This window comes from Sulfuricella sp. (assembly GCF_035531155.1).
GTDB lineage: Bacteria > Pseudomonadota > Gammaproteobacteria > Burkholderiales > Sulfuricellaceae > Sulfuricella.
Window position 1 is genome coordinate 1 of the sequence record NZ_DATKTK010000053.1, and the last position, 24,822, is coordinate 24,822.

At 58.6% G+C, this 24,822-nt stretch carries 18 protein-coding genes and 1 pseudogene; 7 read left to right on the plus strand and 12 right to left on the minus strand.

Going from position 1 to position 24,822, the window contains the following annotated elements; genetic code table 11:
- Both VMV64_RS11425 and VMV64_RS11430 read right to left on the minus strand, forming a co-directional pair.
- On the minus strand, window positions 1-681 hold a 681-nt coding region (locus VMV64_RS11425; protein ID WP_325330393.1), incomplete at its 3' end, for a RuBisCO large subunit C-terminal-like domain-containing protein.
- 110 nt (window positions 682-791) lie between these two features.
- A complete protein-coding gene (locus tag VMV64_RS11430) occupies window positions 792-1,682 on the minus strand; it encodes a phosphoribosylaminoimidazolesuccinocarboxamide synthase (RefSeq protein WP_325330395.1) in 891 nt (296 codons plus the stop codon).
- A 356-nt stretch (window positions 1,683-2,038) separates the two neighbouring features.
- On the opposite strand from VMV64_RS11430, the pseudogene VMV64_RS11435 reads away from it, so the two are divergent.
- A pseudogene (locus VMV64_RS11435) lies at window positions 2,039-2,953 on the plus strand (LysR family transcriptional regulator).
- A 42-nt stretch (window positions 2,954-2,995) separates the two neighbouring features.
- Here VMV64_RS11435 and fba read toward each other — a convergent pair.
- The 7 genes from fba to VMV64_RS11470 form a co-directional block, all read right to left on the minus strand.
- Window positions 2,996-4,060 (minus strand): class II fructose-bisphosphate aldolase, encoded by a 1,065-nt coding sequence (gene fba, locus VMV64_RS11440; protein ID WP_325330397.1) that lies wholly within the window; start codon window positions 4,058-4,060, stop codon window positions 2,996-2,998.
- A gap of 52 nt (window positions 4,061-4,112) precedes the next feature.
- Window positions 4,113-5,555, minus strand: coding sequence for a pyruvate kinase (pyk, locus tag VMV64_RS11445; RefSeq protein WP_325330399.1), 1,443 nt, complete (start codon window positions 5,553-5,555; stop codon window positions 4,113-4,115).
- 95 nt (window positions 5,556-5,650) lie between these two features.
- Window positions 5,651-6,832 carry a phosphoglycerate kinase gene (locus VMV64_RS11450; protein WP_325330401.1) on the minus strand — a complete coding sequence of 394 codons (1,182 nt, stop codon included), beginning with the start codon at window positions 6,830-6,832 and terminating at the stop codon, window positions 5,651-5,653.
- A 144-nt stretch (window positions 6,833-6,976) separates the two neighbouring features.
- The gene (gene gap / locus VMV64_RS11455; protein ID WP_325330403.1) at window positions 6,977-7,975 is read right to left on the minus strand and encodes a type I glyceraldehyde-3-phosphate dehydrogenase; all 999 of its coding nucleotides are present in this window, start codon (window positions 7,973-7,975) and stop codon (window positions 6,977-6,979) included.
- Between the two features lie 106 nt (window positions 7,976-8,081).
- Window positions 8,082-10,064 carry a transketolase gene (tkt, locus tag VMV64_RS11460; protein WP_325330405.1) on the minus strand — a complete coding sequence of 661 codons (1,983 nt, stop codon included), beginning with the start codon at window positions 10,062-10,064 and terminating at the stop codon, window positions 8,082-8,084.
- A gap of 170 nt (window positions 10,065-10,234) precedes the next feature.
- Window positions 10,235-11,017 (minus strand): inositol monophosphatase family protein, encoded by a 783-nt coding sequence (locus tag VMV64_RS11465; RefSeq protein WP_325330407.1) that lies wholly within the window; start codon window positions 11,015-11,017, stop codon window positions 10,235-10,237.
- A gap of 55 nt (window positions 11,018-11,072) precedes the next feature.
- Complete coding sequence (locus tag VMV64_RS11470; protein ID WP_325330409.1) at window positions 11,073-11,624, minus strand: thioredoxin family protein; 552 nt, start codon at window positions 11,622-11,624, stop codon at window positions 11,073-11,075.
- A gap of 82 nt (window positions 11,625-11,706) precedes the next feature.
- Here VMV64_RS11470 and VMV64_RS11475 point away from each other — a divergent pair, with 82 nt between their 5' ends.
- The 6 genes from VMV64_RS11475 (at window position 11,707) to VMV64_RS11500 (ending at window position 19,242) form a co-directional block, all read left to right on the plus strand.
- Entirely contained in the window at window positions 11,707-12,438 is a 732-nt protein-coding gene (locus tag VMV64_RS11475; protein WP_325330411.1) for a 16S rRNA (uracil(1498)-N(3))-methyltransferase, read from the plus strand.
- A gap of 108 nt (window positions 12,439-12,546) precedes the next feature.
- Entirely contained in the window at window positions 12,547-13,881 is a 1,335-nt protein-coding gene (gene argA, locus VMV64_RS11480; protein WP_325330413.1) for an amino-acid N-acetyltransferase, read from the plus strand.
- Window positions 13,882-13,944: 63 nt separating this feature from the next.
- Entirely contained in the window at window positions 13,945-14,217 is a 273-nt protein-coding gene (locus VMV64_RS11485) for an oxidative damage protection protein (RefSeq protein WP_325330415.1), read from the plus strand.
- Window positions 14,218-14,324: 107 nt separating this feature from the next.
- Window positions 14,325-16,403, plus strand: coding sequence for a polyphosphate kinase 1 (ppk1, locus tag VMV64_RS11490; protein ID WP_325330417.1), 2,079 nt, complete (start codon window positions 14,325-14,327; stop codon window positions 16,401-16,403).
- 135 nt (window positions 16,404-16,538) lie between these two features.
- The gene (locus VMV64_RS11495) at window positions 16,539-18,455 is read left to right on the plus strand and encodes a GGDEF domain-containing protein (protein ID WP_325330419.1); all 1,917 of its coding nucleotides are present in this window, start codon (window positions 16,539-16,541) and stop codon (window positions 18,453-18,455) included.
- Between the two features lie 76 nt (window positions 18,456-18,531).
- Window positions 18,532-19,242, plus strand: coding sequence for a hypothetical protein (locus VMV64_RS11500; RefSeq protein WP_325330421.1), 711 nt, complete (start codon window positions 18,532-18,534; stop codon window positions 19,240-19,242).
- Window positions 19,243-19,398: 156 nt separating this feature from the next.
- Here VMV64_RS11500 and VMV64_RS11505 read toward each other — a convergent pair whose 3' ends face one another.
- The 3 genes from VMV64_RS11505 to ppx all read right to left on the minus strand — a co-directional run bounded on the left by VMV64_RS11505 (window position 19,399) and on the right by ppx (window position 24,814).
- Complete coding sequence (locus VMV64_RS11505) at window positions 19,399-22,161, minus strand: bifunctional diguanylate cyclase/phosphodiesterase (RefSeq protein ID WP_325330423.1); 2,763 nt, start codon at window positions 22,159-22,161, stop codon at window positions 19,399-19,401.
- Between the two features lie 197 nt (window positions 22,162-22,358).
- Window positions 22,359-23,228, minus strand: coding sequence for a phosphate/phosphite/phosphonate ABC transporter substrate-binding protein (locus VMV64_RS11510; protein ID WP_325330437.1), 870 nt, complete (start codon window positions 23,226-23,228; stop codon window positions 22,359-22,361).
- A gap of 98 nt (window positions 23,229-23,326) precedes the next feature.
- Window positions 23,327-24,814, minus strand: coding sequence for an exopolyphosphatase (ppx, locus tag VMV64_RS11515; RefSeq protein ID WP_325330425.1), 1,488 nt, complete (start codon window positions 24,812-24,814; stop codon window positions 23,327-23,329).
- Window positions 24,815-24,822: the final 8 nt, after the last annotated feature.

Below are 24,822 nucleotides of genomic sequence, written 5' to 3' on the forward strand. Positions count from 1 at the left end.
CAGCTTGGCCTGGCCGGTTTCATCCATGGCACGCTTCATGGCGTCATACACCAGCGGGATCACCTTTTTGGTCGGGCAGAATACCTGGTTGCCTTGGGGTTCATCGTTCTTGATGAAATCGCCACCCAGCCAGAACTGGTACGCGGCCTTGGCAAACGGCTCGGGACGCAGACCCAGCTTGGGCTTGATGATGGTGCCGGCGATGTAACCACCGTTAACGCGGGGGCGACCCAGAATGTCCCACAGGTCGGTGATGTCCTTGGCCGGGCCGTCGTACTGGCGCAGCATGGACCAGGGGACATAGAAATCCTGCATCTGCAGATGCTTCACATCGCCCATGCCCTGGTTGTTGCCGATCGCCAGCGTCAGGAACGACACCAGCATGGCGCGGCCGTCGGTCACGTTGCGGTCGAACAGGTCATTCGGGTAAGCGACCTTCATCACACCCTTGGCTTCGTCGATCTCGTACACCAGTGCGTCCACGCCCTTGGTGAAGTCGTCTGTGGTGGAAACTTCCACGTTGGTACCGGTGGAGGATTCGGCGGCAATGTGTGCCGCTACTTCCAGGTACCCATAGCCAGTGGCTGGCTGCATGTGATAAGCAACGAGTATGTGCTTGTCACCCTTGATCAGGTCTTCTTCTTTCAGACTCAGATCGGCGTAACGATTCGATTGATCCATGAATGTTCCTTCGCAAAAATCCGTTAATGAATGAGCTACTGGATACCACTATACGAATGATCTACCATAAATAATATTAAATAATTATTATGATAACGATTAGTAAATACTTATGACTTATCGGCAGTTAACCGGGACAGTGCCTCGCGGTATTTCTCGCCGGTCCTGGCGGCTACTTCAGCAGGCAGCTCGGGCGCGGGGGGCTTCTTGTTCCAGTTGATGCTCTCCAGCCAGTCGCGCACATACTGCTTGTCGAAGCTGGGAGGGTTGGCGCCGGGCGCATACTGGTCGGCCGGCCAGAAGCGGGAGGAGTCCGGCGTCAGCGCTTCGTCGATCAAGTACAGCTTGCCGGTGTCGTCCTGGCCGAATTCGAACTTGGTGTCGGCGATGATGATGCCCTTGGTGAGCGCATACTCCGCCGCTTCCTTGTACAGGGCAATGGCGGCGTCGCGCACTTCGGCGGCAAGCGCCGTGCCGAGCAGCACTTCGGCCTTTTCCAGGCTGATGTTCTCGTCGTGAGCGCCCACTTCGGCCTTGGTCGACGGGGTGAAAAGCGGCTGCGGCAGCTTGTCGGCTTCTCTCAGGCCGGCGGGCAGGGGGATGCCGCACACGCTGCCCTGGGCTTTGTATTCTTTCCAGCCCGAGCCAACCAGGTAACCACGCACGATGGCTTCGATCGGCAGCGGTTTGAGACGGCGCACCACGCTCGCTCTGCCCATTACCTGATCGCGTTCTTCGGGCGCCACCACCGATTCCGGCGCGACGCCGGTTAGCTGGTTGGGCAGGATATGGCCGAGCTTGGCGAACCAGAAATCGGAAATCCGGGTCAGTACCTCCCCCTTGCCGGGAATCGGGGTGGGCAGCACCACGTCAAAGGCGGACAGACGGTCGGTGGTGACGATCAGCAGGTGTTCGTCGTCCACTGCGTAAATGTCGCGCACTTTGCCGCGGTTGAGCAGGGGCAGGCTGTTGATGCTGGAATTGAAAAGGGGGGCGGTCACATTGCTTCCTTCGTGGTTTACGCTAAACCTGGGATTTTACTGGAAAACCGTCAGGTTGTTCCATTTCGGAATGAACGGGCATAAGATAAGCAATACATTATTCAAAAAAACATAAGTAAATATTATCGTTAAAACGGTATACACCACGAATGACACGAATGTTCACGAATAACCAAAAGTAGGCGCCTCCAGGCGACACGAATGGTTAGAGACAATCATCGTGTCGCCAAACAGGTGAATCAGGCTGCCCATGCTAACTAACTGATTATTCGTGAACATTCGTGTTTCATTCGTGTAAATTCGTGGTTAATCGTTTTTTATAGGTTAAAAGCTTTCTCCAGGATTATCGCTCAGCCATGCTACACGTCACTTTACGCCAGCTCCAGGTATTCGAGGCCGTTGCCCGCCATCTCAGCTTTTCCCGCGCGGCCGAGGAACTGCATCTGACCCAGCCCGCGGTTTCCATGCAAATCAAGCAGCTCGAGGAGAATGTGGGCTTGCCCCTGTTTGAGCAGATCGGCAAGAAAATATTTCTTACCGATGCCGGCAAAGAGGTCTACCACTACAGCCGCAGCATCGCACAGCAGCTGGCCGAGGCGGAGGCGGTGCTGGGCGAGATGAAGGGCCTGAAGCGCGGCAAGCTGAACATTTCCGTGGTCAGCACTGCGAATTATTTCGCGCCGCAGCTCCTGGCCCTGTTTTGCCAGCGCAACCAGAACGTCACGTTGAGCCTGAACGTGGTCAACCGCGAGGTGCTGATCAACCAGCTTGCCCATAACGAGATGGACCTGGGTGTGATGGGGTTGCCGCCGGATGGCCTGGACATCGATGCCGAGCCCTTCATGGAAAATCCCCTGGTGGTGATCGCCCCGCCGAGCCATCCTCTGGCGCGCGAGCGAAACATCCAGCTACCCCGGCTGGCACAGGAAACCTTCATCGTGCGCGAGCAGGGGTCGGGTACGCGCAGTGCGATGGAGCGGTTTTTTGTCCAGCATAACCTGAAGCTCTCAACCGGCATGGAAATGAGCACCGACGAGGCGATCAAGTAGGCGGTGCAAGCCGGCATGGGCCTGGGCATTGTTTCCATGCTCACCGTAGCGCTGGAGCTCGAGACCAAACGTCTGGTCGTGCTCGATGTGGATTCCTTTCCCATCCGGCGCCACTGGTTCGTGGTGCACCGCAAGGGCAAGCGGCTTTCAACCGTGGCCCAGGCATTCAAGGCGTTTCTGCTGCAAGAGGCGGCGCAGGTGATGCAAACGGTAAAGCCATAAAAAAGGCGGCCGAAGCCGCCTTTTTTGCGAGAAGTAAAACGCTTACTTAACCACGGCTTTCAGTTCGCCCTTGGTGTACATGGTGGCAATGCGGTCGAGCATGATCGGTTTGATCTTGTCGGCCTGACCGGCGGAACCGAAGGCTTCGAAGCGTGCCTTGCAGATTTCCTTCATGGCCTTGGTGGCGGCAGCGTAGAATTTGCGCGGATCGAAATCCTTGGTGTTTTCCGCCAGGTACTTGCGGATCGAGCCGGTGGAGGCCATGCGCAGGTCGGTGTCGATGTTTACCTTGCGCACGCCGTGCTTGATGCCCTCGACAATTTCCTCGACGGGCACGCCGTAGGTCTGGCCCATGGTGCCGCCGTAATCGTTGATGATCTTGAGCCATTCCTGCGGCACCGAGGAGGAGCCGTGCATCACCAGGTGGGTGTTGGGGATGCGGGCGTGGATTTCCTTGATGCGGGAAATTGCCAGCACGTCGCCGGTGGGCGGACGGGTGAACTTGTAGGCGCCGTGGGAAGTGCCGATGGCGATGGCCAGGGCATCCACGCCAGTGGCTTTGACAAATTCTGCGGCTTCATTGGGATCGGTCAGCAGTTGATCCATGGTCAGCACCCCTTCCGCGCCGTGGCCGTCTTCCTTCTCGCCATGGCCGGATTCGAGGGAGCCCAGGCAGCCCAGCTCGCCTTCGACTGAAACGCCGACAGCATGGGACATTTCCACTACCTTGCGCGTCACCTCGACGTTGTATTCGAAGCTGGACGGGGTCTTGCCGTCTTCGTGCAGGGAGCCGTCCATCATCACGCTGGAGAAGCCGGAGCGGATGGCGTTGATGCACACGGCCGGGGAAGCGCCGTGATCCTGGTGCATGACGACTGGAATGTGCGGGTAGGCTTCGATGGCGGCCTCGATCAGGTGGCGCAGGAACGCTTCGCCGGCGTATTTGCGCGCGCCGGCGGAGCCCTGCATGATCACCGGGCTATTGCACTCGTCGGCAGCCTGCATGATGGCCTGGATTTGCTCCAGGTTGTTGACGTTGAACGCCGGCAGACCGTAGCCATTTTCCGCGGCGTGATCGAGAAGTTGACGCATGGATACTAATGCCATAATGCCTCCTGCTAGTAAGTAATATAAATGTGCTTCTGGGTTAATCGGTACGCTACTGGTTGGTTGTTTTCCGGCTCTCGCCCACTTTGACGATTTTCATGGTGTTGGTGCCGCCGGATTTGCCGATCGGTTCGCCGATGGTGAGGATGATCAGGTCCCCGTCCCTCACCGCGCCGCGGCGACGCAATTCATCTTCGGCCTCGTGCAGCACCTGCTCGCGCTCCTGCGTGGCGGGCTTGAAGTTGACCGGGTAAACGCCGCGGAACAGGGTGAGCTTGCGGCGCGTGGCCACATCGGGGGTGAGCGCATAGATCGGTACATCGGGATTGACCCGCGACATCCACAGGGCGGTCGAGCCGGATTCGGTCAGGGCGGCGATGGCCTTGACCTGCAAATGGTAGGCGGTGTACATGGTCGACATGGCGATGGATTCGTCCACCCGGTTGAACTGCATGCTCAGGCGACGCTTGCTGAAGCCGGTCTCGTATTCCTTTTCCGCCGCGATGCACACCCGGTCCATGGCCGCCACCGCCTCGACCGGGTATTGTCCGGCAGCGGTTTCGGCCGACAGCATCACTGCATCGGTGCCGTCGATCACCGCGTTGGCCACGTCGGAAACTTCCGCACGCGTCGGGATCGGGCTGCTGATCATGGATTCCATCATCTGGGTGGCGGTGATGGCGAGCTTGTTCTTTTCCCGCGCCTTGCGGATCATGCGCTTCTGCAAGGCGGGCACTGCGGCATCGCCGACTTCCACGCCGAGATCGCCGCGCGCCACCATGATGGCGTCCGAGGCGTCGAGGATTTCGTCCAGGTTGGTAATCGCCTCGGCGCGCTCGATCTTTGCCACCAGCATGCTCTTGCCGCCAGCGGCCAGCATCAGCTTGCGCGCCAGCTGCATGTCGGCGCCGTCGCGCGGGAAGGATACCGCCAAATAATCGGCCTTGAGCGCAACGGCGGTCTTGATGTCTTCCTTGTCTTTCTCGGTCAGTGCCGAAGCAGAGAGCCCGCCGCCCTGGCGGTTGATACCCTTGTTGTTGGACAGCACGCCGCCCTGCTTCACGGTGCAGGAAATTTCATTGCCACGCACTTCTTCCACCCACATCACGATGCGGCCGTCGTCCAGCAGCAGGGTGGTGCCGCGGCTGACGTCGCGGGGCAGCTCTTTGTAATCGAGGCCGACGCGCTCCTGGTTGCCCAGTTCGCAGTCGCTGTCGAGAATGAAGCTGTCGCCGTTATTCAGGGTGACTTTGCCATGCTCGAATTTGCCGATGCGAATCTTCGGCCCCTGCAGGTCGACCAGAACGCCGACCGTCTTGCCGCGGGCACGCGCCAATGCGCGCACCGTTTCGGCCAGCTGGATATGATCCTCGGGCTTGCCGTGGGAAAAATTCAAGCGGACGACATCCACCCCGGCCTGCAACATGCGGTTGAGCACTTCCTGATCGCTGGAGGCGGGGCCAAGGGTGGCGACGATTTTAGTTTTACGTTGCATATAGTTTAAGTGCTGAGTCCCGATAAGGCAGTCCTGAGTCCTGGGTCCTGGGTCCTGAGTAAGCGTACTCAGGACTTGGAACTCAGTACTCAGCATTATTGTTTAGCGCGTTGCTCCAGAATTTCCACGGCGGGCAGCTTTTTGCCTTCGAGGAACTCCAGGAAGGCGCCGCCGGCGGTGGAAATGTAGGACACCTTGTCGTAGATGCCGTACTTCTGGATGGCGGCAATGGTGTCACCCCCACCAGCGAGAGTAAATGCCTTGGTTTCGGCGATAGCCATGGCGATGGCCTTGGTGCCTGCGCCGAACTGGTCGAACTCGAACACGCCGACCGGGCCGTTCCATACCACGGTGCCGGCCTTCATGATGATGTCGACCAGCTCCTGTGCGGATTTGGGGCCGATATCGAAGATCATGTCGTCATCCGCAACGGCGCCGGCATCCTTGAGGACGGCGGGCTCGTTGGCGTCAAATTTCTTGCCGCATACCACGTCGACCGCGATCGGGATGGTGGCGTTGCGGGCGGTCATTTTCTTCATCAATGCCTGGGCAGTGGGAACGAGGTCGTCTTCACACAGGGACTTGCCGACATTCTTGCCGGTGGCCTTGAGGAAAGTGTTGGCGATGCCGCCGCCAACCACCATCTGGTCCACTTTCTCGGACAGGGCCTCCAGCACGGTCAGCTTGGTTGAAACCTTGGAACCGCCGACGATGGCGACCATCGGGCGGGCCGGGCTGAGCAGGGCCTTGGTCAGTGCATCCAGTTCTTCGGTGAGCAGGATGCCGGCGCAGGCGACGGGAGCGAACTTGGTGACGCCGTGGGTGGAGCCCTCTGCACGGTGGGCGGCGCCGAATGCATCCATGACGAAAATATCGCACAGCTTGGCGTACTTCTGCGCAGTCTCGTCGACGTTTTTCTTCTCGCCCTTGTTGAAACGCACGTTCTCCAGCAGCACCAGCTCGCCGTTGGCGACGTCGAAGCCGCCATCGATCCAGTCCTTGATCAGGCGTACGGGCTTGCCGAGTTTTGCGGACAGAACGTCGGCGACCGGCTTGAGCGAGTTTTCCTCGGAATTTTCGCCTTCGGTGGGGCGGCCGAGATGGGACATCACCATCACCTTGGCACCAGCCTTGAGGCAATGCTCGAAGGTCTTCATCGACGCGGTGATACGGGCGTCGGAAGTGACTTTGCCGTCCTTGATGGGCACATTCAGATCGGAACGGATCAGGACGCGCTTGCCCTTGAGGTCCAGATCGGTAACACGAATTACGGACATGGTTTGTTCTCCAGTAAAATTAAGGTGTAAGGGATAAGTGGGCTTATGCCTTACAGCTCAGGGTTACAGTGAGGGGTGAGGAGTAGAAGCGGAGGAAGGCTTTGATCTCTTCACTCCTATCCCCTTACTCCTCACTGATCCAAATTACTTCGCTACGTGCTGCACCAAACGCAGCATGTTGCAGGTGTAGCCGTACTCGTTGTCGTACCAGGCCACGACCTTGACGAAGGTGCTGTCGAGGGCAATGCCGGCTTCGGCGTCGAAGGTGGAGGGAGCGCTGTTGCCGACGAAGTCGGTGGACACCACTTTCTCATCGGTATAGCCCAGCACGCCTTTCATTGCGCCTTCTGAGGCGGCCTTCATGGCCTTGCAGATGTCTTCGTAGGAAACTTCCTTGTTCAGTTCCACGGTCAGATCGACCACGGACACGTCGGAGGTGGGAACGCGGAAAGCCATGCCGGTGAGCTTCTTGTTGAGCTCGGGGATGACCTTGCCGACGGCCTTGGCCGCGCCAGTCGAAGACGGAATGATGTTTTCCAGGATGCCGCGGCCACCGCGCCAATCCTTCATGGACGGGCCGTCAACGGTTTTCTGGGTGGCGGTGGCGGCGTGTACGGTGGTCATCAGGCCGCGCTTGATGCCCCAGTTGTCGTTCAGCACCTTGGCAACGGGAGCCAGGCAGTTGGTGGTGCAGGAGGCAGCGGAAACGATGGCTTCGCCGGCGTACTTGGTGTGGTTCACGCCGTACACGAACATCGGGGTATCGTCCTTGGAGGGAGCGGACTGGACGACTTTCTTGGCGCCGGCCTTGATGTGCGCCTGGCAGGATTCGGTGGTCAGGAAGAAGCCGGTGCAGTCGATCACGATGTCGGCGCCCGCTTCGTTCCACTTCAGGTTGGCGGGGTCACGCTCAGCCGTCAGACGAATTTTCTTGCCATTAACAACCATGTTGCTGCCGTCCACGGAGATATCGCCGTTGAAGCGGCCATGCACGGAGTCGTACTTCAGCATGTAGGCCAGGTAGTCAGGTTCGAGCAGGTCGTTGATGGCGACGATTTCGATGTCTTTGAAGTCCTTTGCTACAGCGCGGAACACCATGCGGCCGATGCGGCCAAAACCGTTGATACCCACTTTGATTGCCATGTTTATTTACTCCTTAAATAATTTGGTAAATCTTCAACCGCAAAGGCGCGAAGGCGCAAAGAACCCTTACTCTCTGCGTCTTTGCGCCTTTGCGGTAAAAGTTTTTTTACAGAATACCCTTTGCAGTATTGACGACGTTCTCGACGGTGAAGCCGAACAGCTTGAACAGTTCGCCAGCCGGAGCGGATTCGCCGAAGCGGTTCAAACCGACCACTGCACCCTCGCCGACATACTTGTACCATCCGTCGGTCACGCCGGCTTCGATTGCGACGCGCTTCACGCCCTTGGGCAGAACGCTGTCCTTGTAGGCCTGGTCCTGCTTGTCGAACACGTTGGTGGAAGGCATCGACACCACGCGGGTTGCGATACCCTGCTCGTCCAGTACTTTCTTGGCATCCATCGCCAGTTGCACTTCCGAGCCGGTAGCGATCAGCACCACTTTGGGCGATGCAGCGTCGGCCAGCACGTAGCCGCCCTTGGCGATGTTGGCGATCTGCGCGGCATCGCGTTTCTGGAAGTTGAGGTTCTGGCGGCTCATGATCAGGCTGCTCGGGCCGTCATTGCGCTCTACGGCGGCTACCCAGGCCACGGCGGATTCCACCGTGTCGCATGGACGCCATACCTGCATGTTGGGGATCATGCGCAGGGTTGCGGTTTGCTCGACTGGCTGGTGGGTCGGGCCATCTTCGCCCAGACCGATGGAGTCGTGGGTGAACACGTAGATCACGCGCTGCTTCATCAGGGCGGACATGCGCAGCGCGTTGCGGGCGTACTCGGAGAACATCAGGAAGGTGCCGCCAAACGGCAGCAGGCCGCCGTGCAGAGCCATGCCGTTCATGATGTGGGACATGCCGAACTCGCGTACGCCGTAGCTGATGTAGTTGCCGGTGCTCTTGCCCCTGACGTGGTGGCAGCCTGTCCAGTTGGTCAGGTTGGAGCCGGTCAGGTCGGCGGAGCCGCCGAGGAACTCGGGCAGCGCCGGGGCCAGGCCGTTGATGCAGTTCTGAGAGGCCTTGCGGGTGGCAACGGTCTCGGCCTTCTCGTTGGTCTTGGCGATGAAGTCTGCAGCATGCTGTTTCCAGTTGGCAGGCAGTTCGCTGGCCATGCGACGCTTGAATTCGGCGGCTTCAGCCGGGAAGGCGGCTGCATATTCGGCGAACTTGTTGTTCCACAGGGTTTCGAGGCCTTGTCCCTTGGTGCGGCAATCCCAGCCTTCGTACACGTCTTTCGGGATTTCGAACGGCGGGTGATTCCAGCCCAGGTTTTTGCGGGTGTCGGCCACTTCAGCGTCGCCCAGGGCGGCGCCGTGTACGTCGTGGGTGCCTTCCTTGTTGGGTGAGCCTTTGCCGATTATGGTCTTGCAGCAGATCATGGAAGGCTTGTCGGTAACGCTCTTGGCCTGCTGTACAGCGGCTTCGATGGCTGCCGGGTTATGACCATCCACATTGGCGACGACGTGCCAGCCGTAGGCTTCGAAACGCTTCGGCGTGTCGTCGGTGAACCAGCCTTCGACGTGACCGTCGATGGAAATGCCGTTGTCGTCCCAGAAGGCGATCAGTTTGCCCAGGCCCCAGGTGCCGGCCAGTGCGCAGGCTTCGTGGGAGATGCCTTCCATCAGGCAGCCGTCACCCATGAATACATAGGTGTGGTGGTTGATGATTTCATGGCCGGGCTTGTTGAATTCGGCTGCCAGCAGCTTTTCCGCCATGGCCATGCCGACGGCGTTGGTGATGCCCTGGCCGAGCGGGCCGGTGGTGGTTTCGACGCCAGGGGTGTAGTTATATTCGGGGTGGCCCGGAGTCTTGGAATGGAGCTGGCGGAACTTCTTGAGTTCACCGATCGGCAGATCGTAACCCGTCAGATGCAGCAGCGAATAAATCAGCATCGAACCGTGGCCATTGGACAACACGAAGCGGTCGCGGTCGAACCACTTGGGGTTGGCCGGGTTGTGGCGCAGGTTATGGTTCCACACCACTTCGGCGATTTCCGCCATACCCATGGGCGCACCGGGGTGGCCGGAATTGGCTTTCTGCACAGCGTCCATAGAAAGGACGCGGATCGCGTTCGCGAGGTCTTTACGAGTTGCCATTCTCTGTTTCCTTTTTCTGCTAAGGGCTATTCAAACCTACGATTATTACTCACGAGCCGGACTCAGGGCAATAGCAGATTTTTATTGCCCCAAAAAGATTTTCTTATAGATAAAAGATATAAGACTTGATGGATGTCGGTGAAATCGAAGGGCGGCGCCGGCTTGCCGGACTATTGCCGTGCCCGGATCCAGGCTTTCCAGGCATTGAATAAATCAGGGTTCAGCGCAGCGATGACGGAACGCTGCCAGAGATCGCCGGCCCCGAAATCGTCCTCGGTCAGCGTGCACATGGAGCCGCCTGCCTCCGCCAGGATCAGCGAGCCGGCAGCGTAGTCCCAGAGTTTCTGCCCGCCATGCAGGTAAAGATTGAGGCGGCCCGCCGCCACGTAGCACCAGTCGAGCGTGCTGGCACCGAAGTTGCGCTGGGAGGCAAATGGCGGCGACGCCACCAGCTGCTGCGCCAGATTCGGTTTGAGGCGCTTGAAGTCGATCGCCGCCATGGCATGGCGGAATTCGGGCGCACGCTCCTTGATCGGCATCGGTTCGCCGTTGAGGAAGGCGCCCTTGCCCCGCTCCGCCCAGAACATTTCATCTGCCACCGGGTCGTAGACCACGCCCAGTACGCTCTGTCCGCCACGCATCAAGGCTACGGAGACCGCGAAATAAGGCAGGCCGTTGAAGAAATTGGAGGTGCCGTCGATCGGGTCTATGCACCATAGTCCATCCTCTCCGGCGCGCCACAGCGCTTCTTGCTGCTCCGGCAGCATTTCCTCGCCCAGCACCGGGTAATCGTGGATCTGCTTGAGCGCCGAAACCAGCGCGGTCTGCGCGGCGATATCCGCCTCGGTGAAAATGCTGCCATCGATCTTGCGCTGGTGCGCAACCTTCAGGTAGCGCGGCATGATTTCCTGCTGCGCGACCTTCTTTACGGCATCGATGACGGATTGGAGCATGGTTGTTCCAGTGATGGGCGATGGGGGAAGGCACCCATTACCCATCACCGTTTACTCATTTCCATTTGATCGAGCAGCCCATGCTCGGGATCTGCTCCGCCGGCCCCTTGCCGGTCAACGCCACTTCCCTCATTGCTTCGAACAGGTCGCGCCGGGCATCGGAGGGCGCGGCTTCCTTGCGCGAAGCATCGAGCCGGCCGCGGTACTGCAGTTCCAGATCGGCGTTGAAGCCAAAGAAGTCCGGCGTGCACACGGCGCCATAGGCTTTCGCCACTTCCTGGCTTTCGTCCCACACGTAGGGGAACGGGAAGGCGAATTCCTGCGCCACCTTTTTCATGTTGTCGAAGGAGTCTTCCGGGTAGTCGGCCGGGTCGTTCGACATGATGGCGATGGTGTTGATGCCCATCTGTTGCAACTCCCGGCAGTCGCGCACGAGGCGGTCGCGAATCGCCTGGACGTAAGGGCAGTGGTTGCAGATGAACATCACCAGCAGACCTTTGGGTCCGCGCGCAGTGGCCAGGTTGTAGCGTTTGCCGTCCACCCCTGGCAGGTCAAAATCCAGGGCCTTCCAGCCGAAATCGCAAACCGGTGTCTGCAAACTAACCATAGTTTCGATACTCCTGCTTGATTGGTGCCAATTAAATTTAGTTTATCATGAGCGCAACTTATATGAAGTGCGGAAAAAATAGATGACTACTCCCCGCTTTTACTGCCCGGAAATTTTAGCCCAAAGCGGCGCAGCGGAGCTGCCCGAGCAGGCCGCGCACCATGCCGCGCGGGTGTTGCGGCTGCAAGCCGGCGATCGGGTTACAGTGTTCAATGGGCGGGGCGGGGAGGGCGAGGCGCGCATCACCGACATCGGCAAGCGCAATGTCACGGTGGAAATCGTTGACTGGCATGACGTCGAGCGCGAATCGCCGCTGCAGATACTGCTGGCCCAGGCGATTTCAGCCGGGGAAAAAATGGATTTCACCTTGCAAAAGGCGGTGGAGCTGGGCATAGGCAATATTCAGCCACTGGCGAGCGAGCGCAGCGTGGTGCGGCTGTCGGGCGAGCGGGCGGAGAAGCGCGTGGCGCATTGGCAGGGGGTCGTTATCTCCGCCTGCGAGCAGAGCGGCCGCAATCATGTGCCCGAAGTCGCTCAGATTCGTCCAATGCTGGATTGGCTGGGGCAGCAGGATGAACCGGGATTACGCTTGATGCTGTCGCCTGTTGCCGAAGTCGGATTGCGTGACTTACCCAAACCCACCGGTAATATCACCCTGCTGATCGGCCCTGAAGGCGGTCTTTCCCCGGCGGAAGCCGAGGCGGCACAGCGTTACGGCTTCACCCCGGTGCGGCTGGGCGCACGCGTCCTGCGCACCGAAACGGCGGCGCTGGCGGCTTTGGCGGCGATGCAGATGCTGTGGGGCGATTTTTAAGTGCCAAGTCTATCAAGCCCTGAGTACGGGTTGGCGCTGGGTGAAGGGATTGGGGTACACTTTGCCCTTGCGATGGAATGCTTTGATTTAATAACGGATTAGCTTTCGATGCCTGTCGGTACTCAGCACTCAGAACTCAGGACCCATTTTGTGGCGTGGTTTCGCTCGGCCGCGCCCTATATTCACGCCTTTCGCGGCAAGACTTTCGTTGTCGCTTTCGGCGGCGAGGTGGTGAGCGAAGGCCAGTTCATTGCGCTGGCGCACGACATCAACCTTCTCAACAGTCTCGGTGTACGGCTGGTGCTGGTGCATGGTGCCCGGCCGCAGATCGAGGAGGAGCTGACCGAGCGCGGCGCGGCGATCCGCTATGCTGGGGGAATGCGCGTCACCGACGATGATGCTCTGAAATGTGTCAAGGAGGCGGCCGGCACGGTGCGGGTGGAGATTGAGGCGCTGCTTTCCATGGGTCTCGCCAATTCGCCGATGGCGGGCGCCGATATCCGGGTGGCCAGCGGCAATTTTGTCACTGCCATGCCGATGGGGGTGCTCGGCGGTGTGGATCTGATGCACACCGGTGAAGTGCGCAAGATCGATGCAACAGGCATCCGGCGCAGGCTCGACGCCAACGAAATCGTGCTGCTTTCGCCGCTCGGCTATTCGCCCACTGGCGAGGTGTTCAATTTGTCGCTGGAAGATGTGGCGACTTCCGCCGCGATCGCGCTGGATGCCGACAAGTTAATTTTCCTGATGGACACGGCCGGGGTTGCCGGTGAAAACGGGGATTTGCTGCGTGAACTGACCACGGCGGAGGCGGAAGCGATTCTTGTCCCCACCGCCGCGCTGCCGACGGATGTGGGCTATTACTTGCCCTGTGCGGTTCGTGCCTGCCGCAAGGGCGTGGCGCGGGCGCACCTGATCAGCCGCCATATCGATGGCGCATTGCTGCAGGAACTGTTTACCCATGAGGGCATCGGCAGCATGGTCAGCGAAGAACCGCTGGAAACCCTGCGCGATGCCACGATCGACGATGTCGGCGGCATTCTCGCGCTGATCGAGCCGCTGGAAGCCGGCGGCATCCTGGTGCGGCGTTCGCGCGAGCTGCTGGAAATGGAAATCGACCGCTTCTCCGTGCTGGAGTACGACGGCCTGATCATCGGCTGTGCCGCGCTGTATCCGTTTCCGAAAGAGAAGGCGGCGGAGCTGGCGTGCATGGCGGTGCATCCGGATTACCGCGGCGCCGGGCGGGGTGAGGCATTGCTCGAATACATGCAGGTCAGGGCGCTGGGCAAGGGCTTCAAACAACTGTTCGTGCTCACCACCCGCACCGCGCACTGGTTCCTGGAGCGCGGCTTCACCGAGGCCGGCGTGGACAAGCTGCCCAAGGCCAAGCAAGGCCTCTACAACTACCAGCGCCGCTCCAAGGTGTTCATGAAAAAACTGTAGATCATTTTCTTGCAATAATTTAAATGCAATCTTAAGCAACACTATTTTGAACGGAGTAATGAAATGGCAAGAACAGTGAAATGTGTAAAGCTTGGTCGAGAAGCAGATGGGCTGGATTTTCCGCCCTATCCCGGCGAACTCGGCAAGCGGATTTGGGAAAATGTTTCCAAGGAGGCCTGGGCGGCTTGGCTCAAGCACCAGACCATGCTGATCAACGAAAATCGCCTCAACATGGCCGATCCCGCCGCGCGCCAGTACCTGGCGGAACAGGTGGAGTCCTACTTCTTCGGTGCCGGAGCGGATACGGTGTCTGGTTTCGTGCCGCCGAAGCACTAGAAACGAGTAATGAGCAATGGGTGATGAGTGATGAGTGATGGTCGAGGGTTTTTATCGCCCATTACCCATTACTGTTCGGTTCGCCCGGCTTCAGGATAACCGCCCCCATGACCGGTTTGCACGCTCAGGAATACTATCTCAACCGCGAACTTGGTCAGCTTGCCTTCAATCGACGCGTGCTGGCGCAGGCCGAGGATCACCGCAACCCGTTGCTGGAGCGGCTGAAGTTCCTGTGCATCGTCAGCAGCAACCTGGACGAGTTTTTTGAGGTCCGCGTCGCCGGACTGAAGGAGCAGATCGCCCTCCATGCCACGGCGACAGGGCCCGACGGCATGTCGGCGCTGCAGGTGTTCAAACGGGTTACCGAGCAGGCGCACGAGATGGTTGAGCAGCAATATCGGCTATTGAACGAGGGGATCCTGCCCGAGTTGGCGCGCCACGATATCCGCTTTGTGCGCCGTACCCACTGGCACGATGGCCAAGGCGAATGGATCAAGGATTTTTTCTTTCGCGAGTTGATGCCGGTGCTTTCCCCGATCGGCCTCGACCCCGCCCATCCTTTCCCGCGCGTGCTGAACAAGAGTCTGAATTTTGCCGTCGAACTGGAAGGCAAGGACGCTTTCGGTCGTGCCTCCGGCGCCGCCATCGTGCAGGCGCCGCGATCATTGCCGAGGGTGATCAAACTGCCGCCGGAAGTGGCCGACTGCGAGCATGGTTTCGTTTTTCTCTCCTCGATCATCCACGCTCATGTCGGGGAGCTGTTTTCCGGCATGGAGATCAAGGGCTGCTACCAGTTCCGCGTCACCCGCAATTCCAATCTGTTCGTTGACGAGGAAGAGGTCAAAAACCTGCGCGAAGCGCTGCAAGGCGAGCTGCCGCAGCGCAATTTCGGCAACGCAGTGCGCCTCGAGGTAGCTGACAACTGTTCGCCGGAAATGGCCACCTTTCTGTTGGGGCAATTCGGTCTGAGCCAGGAAGACTTTTACCGGGTCAACGGTCCGGTTAACTTGGTGCGGCTGATGCAGATTCCGGACCGGGTCGATCGGCCCGATCTCAAATATTCGTCCTTTATTCCGAGTGCCCCGCCAGAGGTGGCCAAGCAGCCTGACATGTTCCAGGCGATCAGAAGTGGCGATATTCTGCTGCACCAACCCTTCCAGTCGTTTGCGCCGGTCGTCGATTTCATCCAGCAGGCGGCAGACGACCCCAACGTGCTGGCGATCAAGCAGACCATCTACCGCACCGGTACCGATTCGGCGCTGATGGAGGCGCTGATCAAGGCGGTGTATAGCGGCAAGGAAGTCACCGTGGTGGTGGAGCTGCTGGCACGCTTCGACGAGGAAGCCAACATCAACTGGGCGGGGCGTCTTGAAGAGGCGGGCGCCCATGTGATGTACGGCGTCGTCGGCTACAAGACCCACGCCAAAATGCTTCTGGTAGTGCGGCGCGAGGAAGACGGATTGCGCCGCTATGTCCACCTCGGCACGGGCAATTACCATCCGCGTACCGCCAAGCTGTACACCGATTTCGGCCTGTTTACCTGCAACGAGGAGATCGGCAGCGATGTCAACGACATCTTCATGCAGCTTACCGGCCTGGGCAAGGCGAGCAAGCTGAACCATCTGTTGCAGTCGCCATTCACTCTGCACCATAAAATGATGGAGTCGATCCGTACCGAAGCATCTCATGCGCGCGCCGGCAAAAAGGCATTCATCGTTGCCAAAATGAACTCCCTGCTCGAGCCGCAGATCATCAGCGCGCTGTATGACGCGTCCAAAGCCGGGGTCAAGATCGACCTGATCGTGCGCGGAGTGTGCGCCCTGCGGCCGGGGATTTCGGGCGTTTCTGAAAATATCCGGGTGCGTTCCATCATCGGCCGCTTCCTCGAACACTCACGCATTTTTCATTTCTACAATGGCGGCGCACACGATATCTATCTGTCCAGCGCAGACTGGATGCAGCGCAACTTTTTCCGCCGGGTCGAAGTCTGTTTTCCGGTGCTGGATGCGAAGCTGAAGAAGCGCGTCATCAAGGAAGGGCTGGAGCCCTATCTCAAGGACAACTGCCAGACCTGGGAAATGGATGCGGAGGGCAATTACCGGCGCAAATGTCCGCGCAGCGGCAGCAGGATTGTCTGTGCCCAGACGCAGCTCATGCAGGAGCTGTCGCAGCCGCTGAAGGGGTGATGAGTAATGAGTAATGGGTGATGAGTAAGCAGATTTTACCCATCACCCATCACCCATCACCCAGACAGTCATACTGCTGTCACAATACCGGCTTAGCATCTCTCGCATATGATGAAATATGCGAGAGGAAGAGCGATGCAGAATACTCATTTCGGATTTCTCGGTGGTTCTCCGGGAAGAGCGAAGTTTCAGGCAAAGGCTGCCAGCCACATGGCCATGGCATCTCCTGTGCCGCCGATGCGGGATGCCGAGTGCCGTTTCGAATCAGCGGTCTGGGATGAGAACCAAACGCAGGCGCGCCAGTGGTTGCTGGAAATCATAGCACAGCGCCGACTAACCGCCTTGTTTCAGCCTGTTGTCTTAATGGGCAATGGCGGGATAGCCGGTTACGAGGGACTGATTCGCGGGCCTTCCGATACCCCCTTGCATTCGCCCCTCAATTTGTTCCGCGCCGCAAATGAAAATGGACTGGCCGTGGAAGTGGAGCACCTGAGCCGCCAAGTGGTGCTGGAAAGCTTCGTCCGGCTGAACCTGACCGGCAAGCTGTTTCTCAACGTCAGCCCGGAATGCCTGTTGCAGCGCAATGCCAAGCATGGCGAAACGCTGGGCTACATCCACAATCTTGGATTGAGACCGGATCGGGTTGTTATCGAGTTGACGGAGAACCAGCGTACCTATGACTATAATTTGTTGCGCGAAGCGGCGAAGCATTACCGCGCCATGGGGTTCGAAATCGCCATCGATGATCTGGGTGAGGGTTTTTCCAGCCTGCGCCTATGGTCGGAGCTGCGTCCCGAATACGTCAAGATAGACATGCACTTCATCCAGGGTATCGATCAGGACCCGGTGAAGCTACAGTTTGTCAGCTCAATCCAGCAGATCGCGGAGAAATCCGGTACCCGGGTCGTTGCCGAGGGCATCGAAACCGAGGCAGAGCTTCGGGTGATCAAGGATTTGGGTATTGCCCACGGCCAGGGTTATTATATCGCCCGCCCCAGCGGCCAGCCGGTCATGGCGCTTCCTGCCGAAGTGGTCAAGGCGTTGGAAAAAACGATTGCTCCCGGTCTTCCCCGGAGCTGCAGGGCCAGCCATAAGACAGTTTCAGTACTCAAATTGTTGCGCGAGTGCCAGGCGGTGGCGCCGGATACTTCCAACGACGTGGTTTATCAAATGTTCATCGGCGACCCCGAACTGCAGGCCTTGCCCGTTGTGGAAAACGGCTCGCCGGTTGGCCTGATCAACCGAAACGCACTGATCGATAAATTGGCCCGCCCCTACCGGCACGAGCTGTTCGGCAAGAAACCCTGCACCCTGCTGATGGATACCGCTCCGCTGATCGTGGAGAAAGACATGAGTATCCAGGAATTAAGTCACATTATTGTGGAGGCGGACCGGCACCACCTGTCGAACGGCTTCATCATCACCGATCACGGGCAATATCTCGGCATGGGAACCGGTCACGATATGGTGCGGGAAATCACCCAGATGCAGATCAGTGCCGCGCGCTATGCCAACCCGCTGACCCTGCTGCCTGGCAATGAACCGATCAACGAGCAGATCGCCCTGTTGCTGCAGGGCAGTGCAGAATTTTGTGCCTGTTATTGCGACCTGGATCATTTCAAGCCGTTCAATGACGTCTACGGCTACCATAGTGGCGACGACGTCATCCAGCTCACCGGGAAAATACTCTCCGAAGTGTGCGACCCGGACCAGGATTTCATCGGTCACATCGGCGGCGATGATTTCATCATCTTGTTTCAAAGCGCAGACTGGGAAGCCCGTTGTCAGAGGGCCCTGGACCGTTTTGCGAATGCCATTCTGGAATTATTCAGTGCCGAGGATAGGGCGCGGCAAGGTTATATTGCCAAGGACCGCCATGGCGAAGAAGTGTTCTATCCGCTGACCAGCCTTTCCATCGGTGCCGTGCAGGTCGAGCCCTGCAAACAGGCTTCGCACCATAAAATTTCGGCTGCGGCAGCCGAAGCGAAAAAACAGGCCAAGGGGATTCCCGGCAACAGCCTGTTTATCGAGCGTCGTGCCATGTGTTCATGAAAATGTGAGCTATGGACGAAGCGCTGTTTTATGCTGACGCAGCAATAACAATAGACTTGTCTTCACGACCTTGAATATGACCAAAAAACTGATCCGGACTTCGCGGCCAGCCGATTTATGCCCGACTTTACCTGAAGAGGACGACAAGAACCTGTGCGTCATCCACGAGGCGATCGTAGGCACTTTCGGCCTGCCACCTGACAAGCTGTTCGTCAGCATCAAGGGTGACCCGACCCTGCGCGAAACCGCGTCGCTGCGCCCTCGTCAGGAAAGCCGGATCGATCGTGAAGCGGGAAAGGTACTGGAAACCTGCGAATGGTTGCTGCGAAAAACCGGCTGTTTCAGTATCTACGTCGGCTTCAACAGCAGCGAGGTGCGCACCGAGTCGGTGTTTAACCCGTTCAATTATGAGATACACGATGCCATCGCCCTGATCCAGCCGGGCTATGTGGAGCGCCACTTCGTGCAAGTCCCCTATCAGAAAAAAATGAAAATCATCGGCCGTGTGCGCAAAACGGTGCAGACCGGTCCGCTGCGGGAATACCTGCCGCCCCACTGGCGTACGCTGATGGATCGCCAGCGCGAGGAATGGAAACCGATGGCGAAAAAGGACATCAGGCAGGTCGTTCAGTCGCTCAACCGCTTGCGCGGCATCGAGGGCTTCTATCTGCGCAACGCCGCAATTTCCCTGAGCCAGTGCATCGTGCGCGCCTCCTTCAATTGCGATGGAACCTATATCGTCGCCGCAGAGTATTTCCCCCAGTTCGTGGAAGAAAACACCCCCTGATTTCCGTTTGGAAATTAGGGGGTGTTTCAGTGCAGGCTAACCTGCGCAGCAGGTTATGTCGGAGCTAAAATATAGCAAATGGCGAGGGGTTTCAGTGCAGACTAACCTGCGTAGCAGGTTATGTCGGAACTAAAACACAACACAAGGTGAGGTGTTTTAGCCGTTCTTCCCCCGCACGAACGCCTTAAATTGCTCGGCCGGTAGCGGTTTGCTGAAGTAATAGCCCTGCACTTCGTTGCAACCCTTTTCGCGCAGAAATGCCAGTTGCCCTTCGGTTTCCACGCCCTCGGCAATGGTTTGCATGCCGAGGCCACTCGCCAGGCTAATGATGGCGCTGACGATGGCCCTGTCTTCCGGGTCTTCGCTAATGTCGTGGACGAAAGATTGGTCGATCTTGAGCTTGTAGACCTGGAAGCGCTTGAGGTAACTGAGTGAAGAATAGCCGGTGCCGAAGTCGTCGATCGACATGCGGATGCCGCGTTCGTGCAGATCATCCATCACTGCGATGGCACCGAGCGGGTCTGCCATGGCGACACCTTCGGTCAGCTCCAGTTCCAGATACTGTGGCGGCAACTTCATTTCATCGAGAATCTGCGTGACCAATTCTGGCAGATTGTGATGGCGGAATTGCACGGATGAAAGATTGACTGCGACGACCATTGGCGGGAGGCCGGCATTCATCCAGGTCTTCATCTGACCCACTGCAGTGCGCAGCACCCATTCCCCGATGGGTAGAATCAGTCCGCTATCCTCCGCTATGGGAATAAACTCGGCCGGCGAAATCGTCCCGAGCTCGGGATGCTGCCAGCGCAGTAGCGCTTCCGTTCCGATGATACGCCCGTCCTCCAATGACACCTGAGGCTGATAGTGAAGTCGCAATTGGTCGCGCTCCAGCGCGCGGCGGAGCGCGTTTTCCAATTGCAGGTTTCGGGCTGAACGCGCCTGCATTTCCGGGGTGTAAAAGCAGTACTTGTTGCGGCCCTCCTGTTTTGCGCGGTACATGGCAACATCTGCGCGCTGCGAGAGCGCCTCAAGATCCTCTCCGTCGTTGGGATAGATGGTGATGCCGATGGAGGGGGTGACGACCAGTTCATGCTGTTCAATCTGGCAACTTTGCGCGACCACCGCCAGCAGCTTCTTCGCCACATGCGCAGCACCATTGGCATCGGCGCCCGGTAACACCAGAATGAACTCGTCCCCGCCCTGACGCGAAACCGTATCTTCATCGCGCACGGCGGATTTCAGGCGTTTTGCCACCTCGATCAGCAACTGGTCGCCGATGCGGTGCCCTAGCGTGTCGTTAATATTCTTGAATTGGTCGAGATCGAGGAATAATACCGCCAGCGGGGTGTGGGTGCGCTGAGCCATGCTGATGGCGTGGTTGATGCGGTCAGTGAAAAGCGCCCGGTTCGGCAGTCCCGTCAGCACATCGAAGTGCGCCAGCCACTGGATGTGCTCCTCCGCCTGCTTGCGCGCTGCTTCGCGGGCGAAGTTGTCCAGTGCGTAAGAAATATCTGCCGCCATTTCAACCAGCAGCTTGCGCACGTCTTCGTCAAAGGCATTGACCTCGTCGGCATACAGGGTGAAAGCGCCGATGGCCACTCCGTTATGGAACAACGGCAGTGCGGCCGAGGCAAGAAAATCCAGGTGCGCTCCGCGCTCGTGCCACTTCGCGGCGACCGGGTCATGCTGGAAATCCTGGCACCAGAACGGTTGATTTTCGCGGATGGCGGTACCGGTCGGTCCGTGCCCGAACGGGCTGTCGCCATCCGCGGAGATTTCGATGCCGGCCAGATACGCATCGGCGCCATTGCCGAAACTGGCTACCGGGCTGACTATCCGGCTGTCGGGGTTGACGAGGCCGATCCATGCCATCTTCAATTCGCCGAACTGCACCGCCGCGCGGCAGGTTTGTCGAAATAGCTGTTCTTCGCTGGTACAGCGCACGATGGCTTCGTTGCAATGGCTCAATGCGGCGTAGAACCGGGACAGCCGCTGAATTTTGACTTCGTTTGCCTTGCGCTCGGTGATGTCGCGGCTGATGCCGACCAGCCCCAGTATTTTGCCATCCGCGCCACGGAATGGGGTCTTCAGGGTGTCCAGCAATGTCCTTCGTCCGTCCGGGTAAATGATCCATTCTTCATTACTGACGGCATGCCCGGTTTCCAGCATGATCCTGTCTTTATCCCGGAAGGATTCTGTCGTTTCATGGTCGAGGGAATCGGTTTTGCCGATCAGCTCGCTCTCCGGACGCCCCGCGTACTGGACGAAGGCTTGGTTGCAACCGAGATAGGCGCCATTCAAATCCTTGAAGAAAATCAGATCGGGCGTCGAATCGATGACGCCGCGCAATAATGCCTTTTCATGGGCGAGTGCATCCAGCATGCGATTGAAATCACGCGCCAATACATCCACTTCGTCCTCGCGCGGAATGTTGGCGCGCACTTCGTGGTGCCCGCGCCCTACCTCGCTGGTGACGGCCATGAGGTGATTGAGCCGCTTCAACAACCCGCGCGTCAGGGCCAGCGCAACCAACACGACCAGCAGTACGGCAATCAAGGCGAAGCCCAGCCAGATAGGGGTAAGTCGGCGCAAATCGGTATTTGCCGAGTCCCGTGTCAACGCCACGCGCGCCCAGCCCACATGGCGATTTCCTGCCATCACCGGCACTGCGACGTCGATCATGTTGTGCTGATCCGCCAGAATATGCTTGTCGGGAACAGATTTCAGCAAACCAAGGCTGATGGGATCGCTGATGAACAGGTTGATTTCGTCGGTCCGGGTAGAAGCGAGTACTTGACCATTTAGCGTAAGGATAAAGGCGCGCTTCAAATCGACAGTGCCGGACAAACCAGACACGACCTCCTGCAGCCCGGCCAAATCATTCGCCAGCACCCAGGAGGCACTGCTTTTTGCCAAGACATTGGCCAGTGCTGTGGCATGTACTAGGCTTTCACGATAAAGCGTGTCACGTTGCTGGTTATACTGAACATAACCTGAAGCAAGCATGAAAACGAGTGCCGCAGTACCAAATCCGATCATCAATTGCCGCCGGATGGATTGTTGCCAATGGGCGCGAATCGCTTCAGGCAACCAGCGGATTGAAGACGGAATATTCATCGTTCAACCGGGCGCACTGATCTTGAAAATACTTCGAGATAATCACGCACCGGAGCATAAGTTGCGTCTGAGGCGGGTTCGAAGCGAGAAATCGGTAGCCGTGCCAGCATCTTTCTACCTTGCGCGCTGTCATTCAGGCCAAACAGGGCAGTTGCGAATTGGCTGGCCAGCGCTGGCGGCACATCTTGGCGCACCACCCAACCGTTGTTGGGCAAGGTTTCCGTCTGCCATTTCACTTCAAGCTGGTTGGCTTCGGCGGGGTGTTCGGCGCTAAACGTCAGCCACGGCAAGGGCCAGGTCGCTCCTGCCGCCGCATGCCCACGCAGCACGTTCATGATGGATGATTCTTGCGAGCCCACATAAAGATTTTCAATGTCACGGTTCACGTCGATGCCGTGCGTGTGCAAGTAATATTGGGGCATCATGGTCGCCGCCAGCGCCGTGGGTGCCGGATAGGCAACCTTTTTGCCCTTGAGATCGCTCACCGCCCGAATGCCGCTGTCCTTGCGCACCAGGATGATGCCGCGAAAATTGCCGTCATCCCCCATTTTCCCGAACACCCGGTAGCCATGTTTGAGGGATAAAACCGTTTGATAGGAGTTGGGCATCGCGAAATCGAAGCGCCCACTGTAGAGTTTTTTGTCGAATTCCTCGTAGTTGCGCGAAGCTTCCAGTCTGAAATGAACACCGGGGATGGCGGCCTCGATGTATTCCAGTATCGGCCCGTATGTCTCCATCAATCGCTGCGGGCTGTGCAGCGGATGAATGCCGACTACATATTCTTTTACATCTGCCTGGGCTTGATGACTAAAGCTGGGCTCATAACTGGCGTCCGGTGATTTTCCACAGGCGGCCACCAGCAGCACGGCAATCAATGTTCCCCAATCCCTCATTCGCATCGGCTCATGACGAAATATTCAATCATACTCGCATCCAAACGGCCACAAAATGTGCTGTATCTAAATTAGGGGAGCGCTGATATTTCCAGTTTCACCCCGGCGCTTTTCCATTCCTTGGCTTCATTTTCCAGTGCGGTTTCGGTAAGAGGGTTCCGGATGAGCCAGTTCTTGCTCATGGCGAGTTCGAAGCCGGAGTCATGCCACCCCAGCTGGATCTCCGGCAGCTCGAAATCCATGCGGCTGCGGTAGAACAGCACCGCTAGGCGCAGGGCCAGAATCTGTGCCCAGGTATCGTTGTCCGGCAAAAGTTGCGCCGCCTTGTTCAGCGAGCCGCGTTGGGCGAGGACCAGGCGCGCGAGCTGTGCCTGCTCTTTTTTGGAAAACCCGGGCATGTCCGCGTGTTCGATGATGTAGGCGGAATGCTTGTGGAAACCGCTATGCGCGATGGAAAGTCCGATCTCGTGCAGGCGCGCGGCCCAGGACAGACGTTTCAGCGCGGCCTCCAGATCGAGCGGCTGTGCGCCCGCCAACTGGCGCAACAGATCGATGCCGAGCTGCCCGACATGCCCGGCCTGCACCGGATCGACGTGATAGCGTCGCATGAATTGCCGCACCGTGGTTTCGCGCATGTCGTGGCGGTGGAAGCGGCCCAGCAGGTCGTACAGCACGCCTTCCCGCAACGCAGTGTCAGCCACGCTCATACTGGTGATGTCCAGTTCGGCAAAAATCGCCGCCATGATGGCGAAACCGCCGCCCAAAACGGGCACCCGGTCTGGGCGCAGGCCGGCCAGTTGCAGTTTGTTGCAATCGCCTGCCTTGAGCATGGCGTCGCGCAGCTTGGCCAATCCTTCGGGGGTGATGCCGTTGTTGCTGTAGCCATTGGCATGCAAAATCTCGGCCAGCGCCTTGGCGGTGCCGGAAGATCCCACGGCCTGCTGCCAATGGGCGGCGGAAAACTCGCCGCGGATGGCTTGGACTTCGGCGCGGGCGGCAAGGTCCGCCTGCTGAAGGGCACTTTTGCTGATTTTTCCGTTCGGAAAGAAACGCTGGCTATAACTGACGCAGCCCATGTACAGGCTTTCCATTTGCTGCGGTTTCAGGCCGGTGCCGATGATGAACTCGGTCGAGCCGCCGCCGATATCCACCACCAGGCGTTTATCGCTCGAGGCCGGCAGGCCGTGGGAAACGCCGAGGTAGATCAGGCGCGCTTCCTCGCGGCCGGCGATGATCTCGATCGGGAAACCGAGTGCGGCCTCGGCCTGCTGCAGGAATTCCTGGGCGTTTTTGGCGACGCGGAAGGTGTTGGTGCCGACAGCGCGTACCGCGTCGCGCGGCAGTCCACGCAGGCGCTCGCCGAAGCGGCCAAGGCTGGCCAGCGCACGATTGCAGGTGTCTTGATCGAGGGTGTTATCCGCACCCAGTCCGGCGCCAAGTCGGACGGTATCTTTCAGCGAATCCAGCGGGTAGATCTGGTCGTCCACCACTCGTGCGACTTGCAGCCTGAAGCTGTTGGAGCCGAGATCGACCGCCGCGACGGTGGCGTACTTGCGCACTGATGGGC

Coding starts and splice junctions, on each gene's coding strand:
- tkt (WP_325330405.1), bottom strand. CDS start 10,064: ATGGCAACTCGTAAAGACCTCGCGAACGCGATCCGCGTCCTTTCTATG.
- ppk1 (WP_325330417.1), top strand. CDS start 14,325: ATGACCGGTTTGCACGCTCAGGAATACTATCTCAACCGCGAACTTGGT.
- fba (WP_325330397.1), bottom strand. CDS start 4,060: ATGGCATTAGTATCCATGCGTCAACTTCTCGATCACGCCGCGGAAAAT.
- VMV64_RS11450 (WP_325330401.1), bottom strand. CDS start 6,832: ATGTCCGTAATTCGTGTTACCGATCTGGACCTCAAGGGCAAGCGCGTC.
- gap (WP_325330403.1), bottom strand. CDS start 7,975: ATGGCAATCAAAGTGGGTATCAACGGTTTTGGCCGCATCGGCCGCATG.
- VMV64_RS11475 (WP_325330411.1), top strand. CDS start 11,707: ATGACTACTCCCCGCTTTTACTGCCCGGAAATTTTAGCCCAAAGCGGC.
- argA (WP_325330413.1), top strand. CDS start 12,547: ATGCCTGTCGGTACTCAGCACTCAGAACTCAGGACCCATTTTGTGGCG.
- VMV64_RS11465 (WP_325330407.1), bottom strand. CDS start 11,017: ATGCTCCAATCCGTCATCGATGCCGTAAAGAAGGTCGCGCAGCAGGAA.
- VMV64_RS11495 (WP_325330419.1), top strand. CDS start 16,539: ATGCAGAATACTCATTTCGGATTTCTCGGTGGTTCTCCGGGAAGAGCG.
- pyk (WP_325330399.1), bottom strand. CDS start 5,555: ATGCAACGTAAAACTAAAATCGTCGCCACCCTTGGCCCCGCCTCCAGC.
- VMV64_RS11470 (WP_325330409.1), bottom strand. CDS start 11,624: ATGGTTAGTTTGCAGACACCGGTTTGCGATTTCGGCTGGAAGGCCCTG.
- VMV64_RS11485 (WP_325330415.1), top strand. CDS start 13,945: ATGGCAAGAACAGTGAAATGTGTAAAGCTTGGTCGAGAAGCAGATGGG.
- VMV64_RS11500 (WP_325330421.1), top strand. CDS start 18,532: ATGACCAAAAAACTGATCCGGACTTCGCGGCCAGCCGATTTATGCCCG.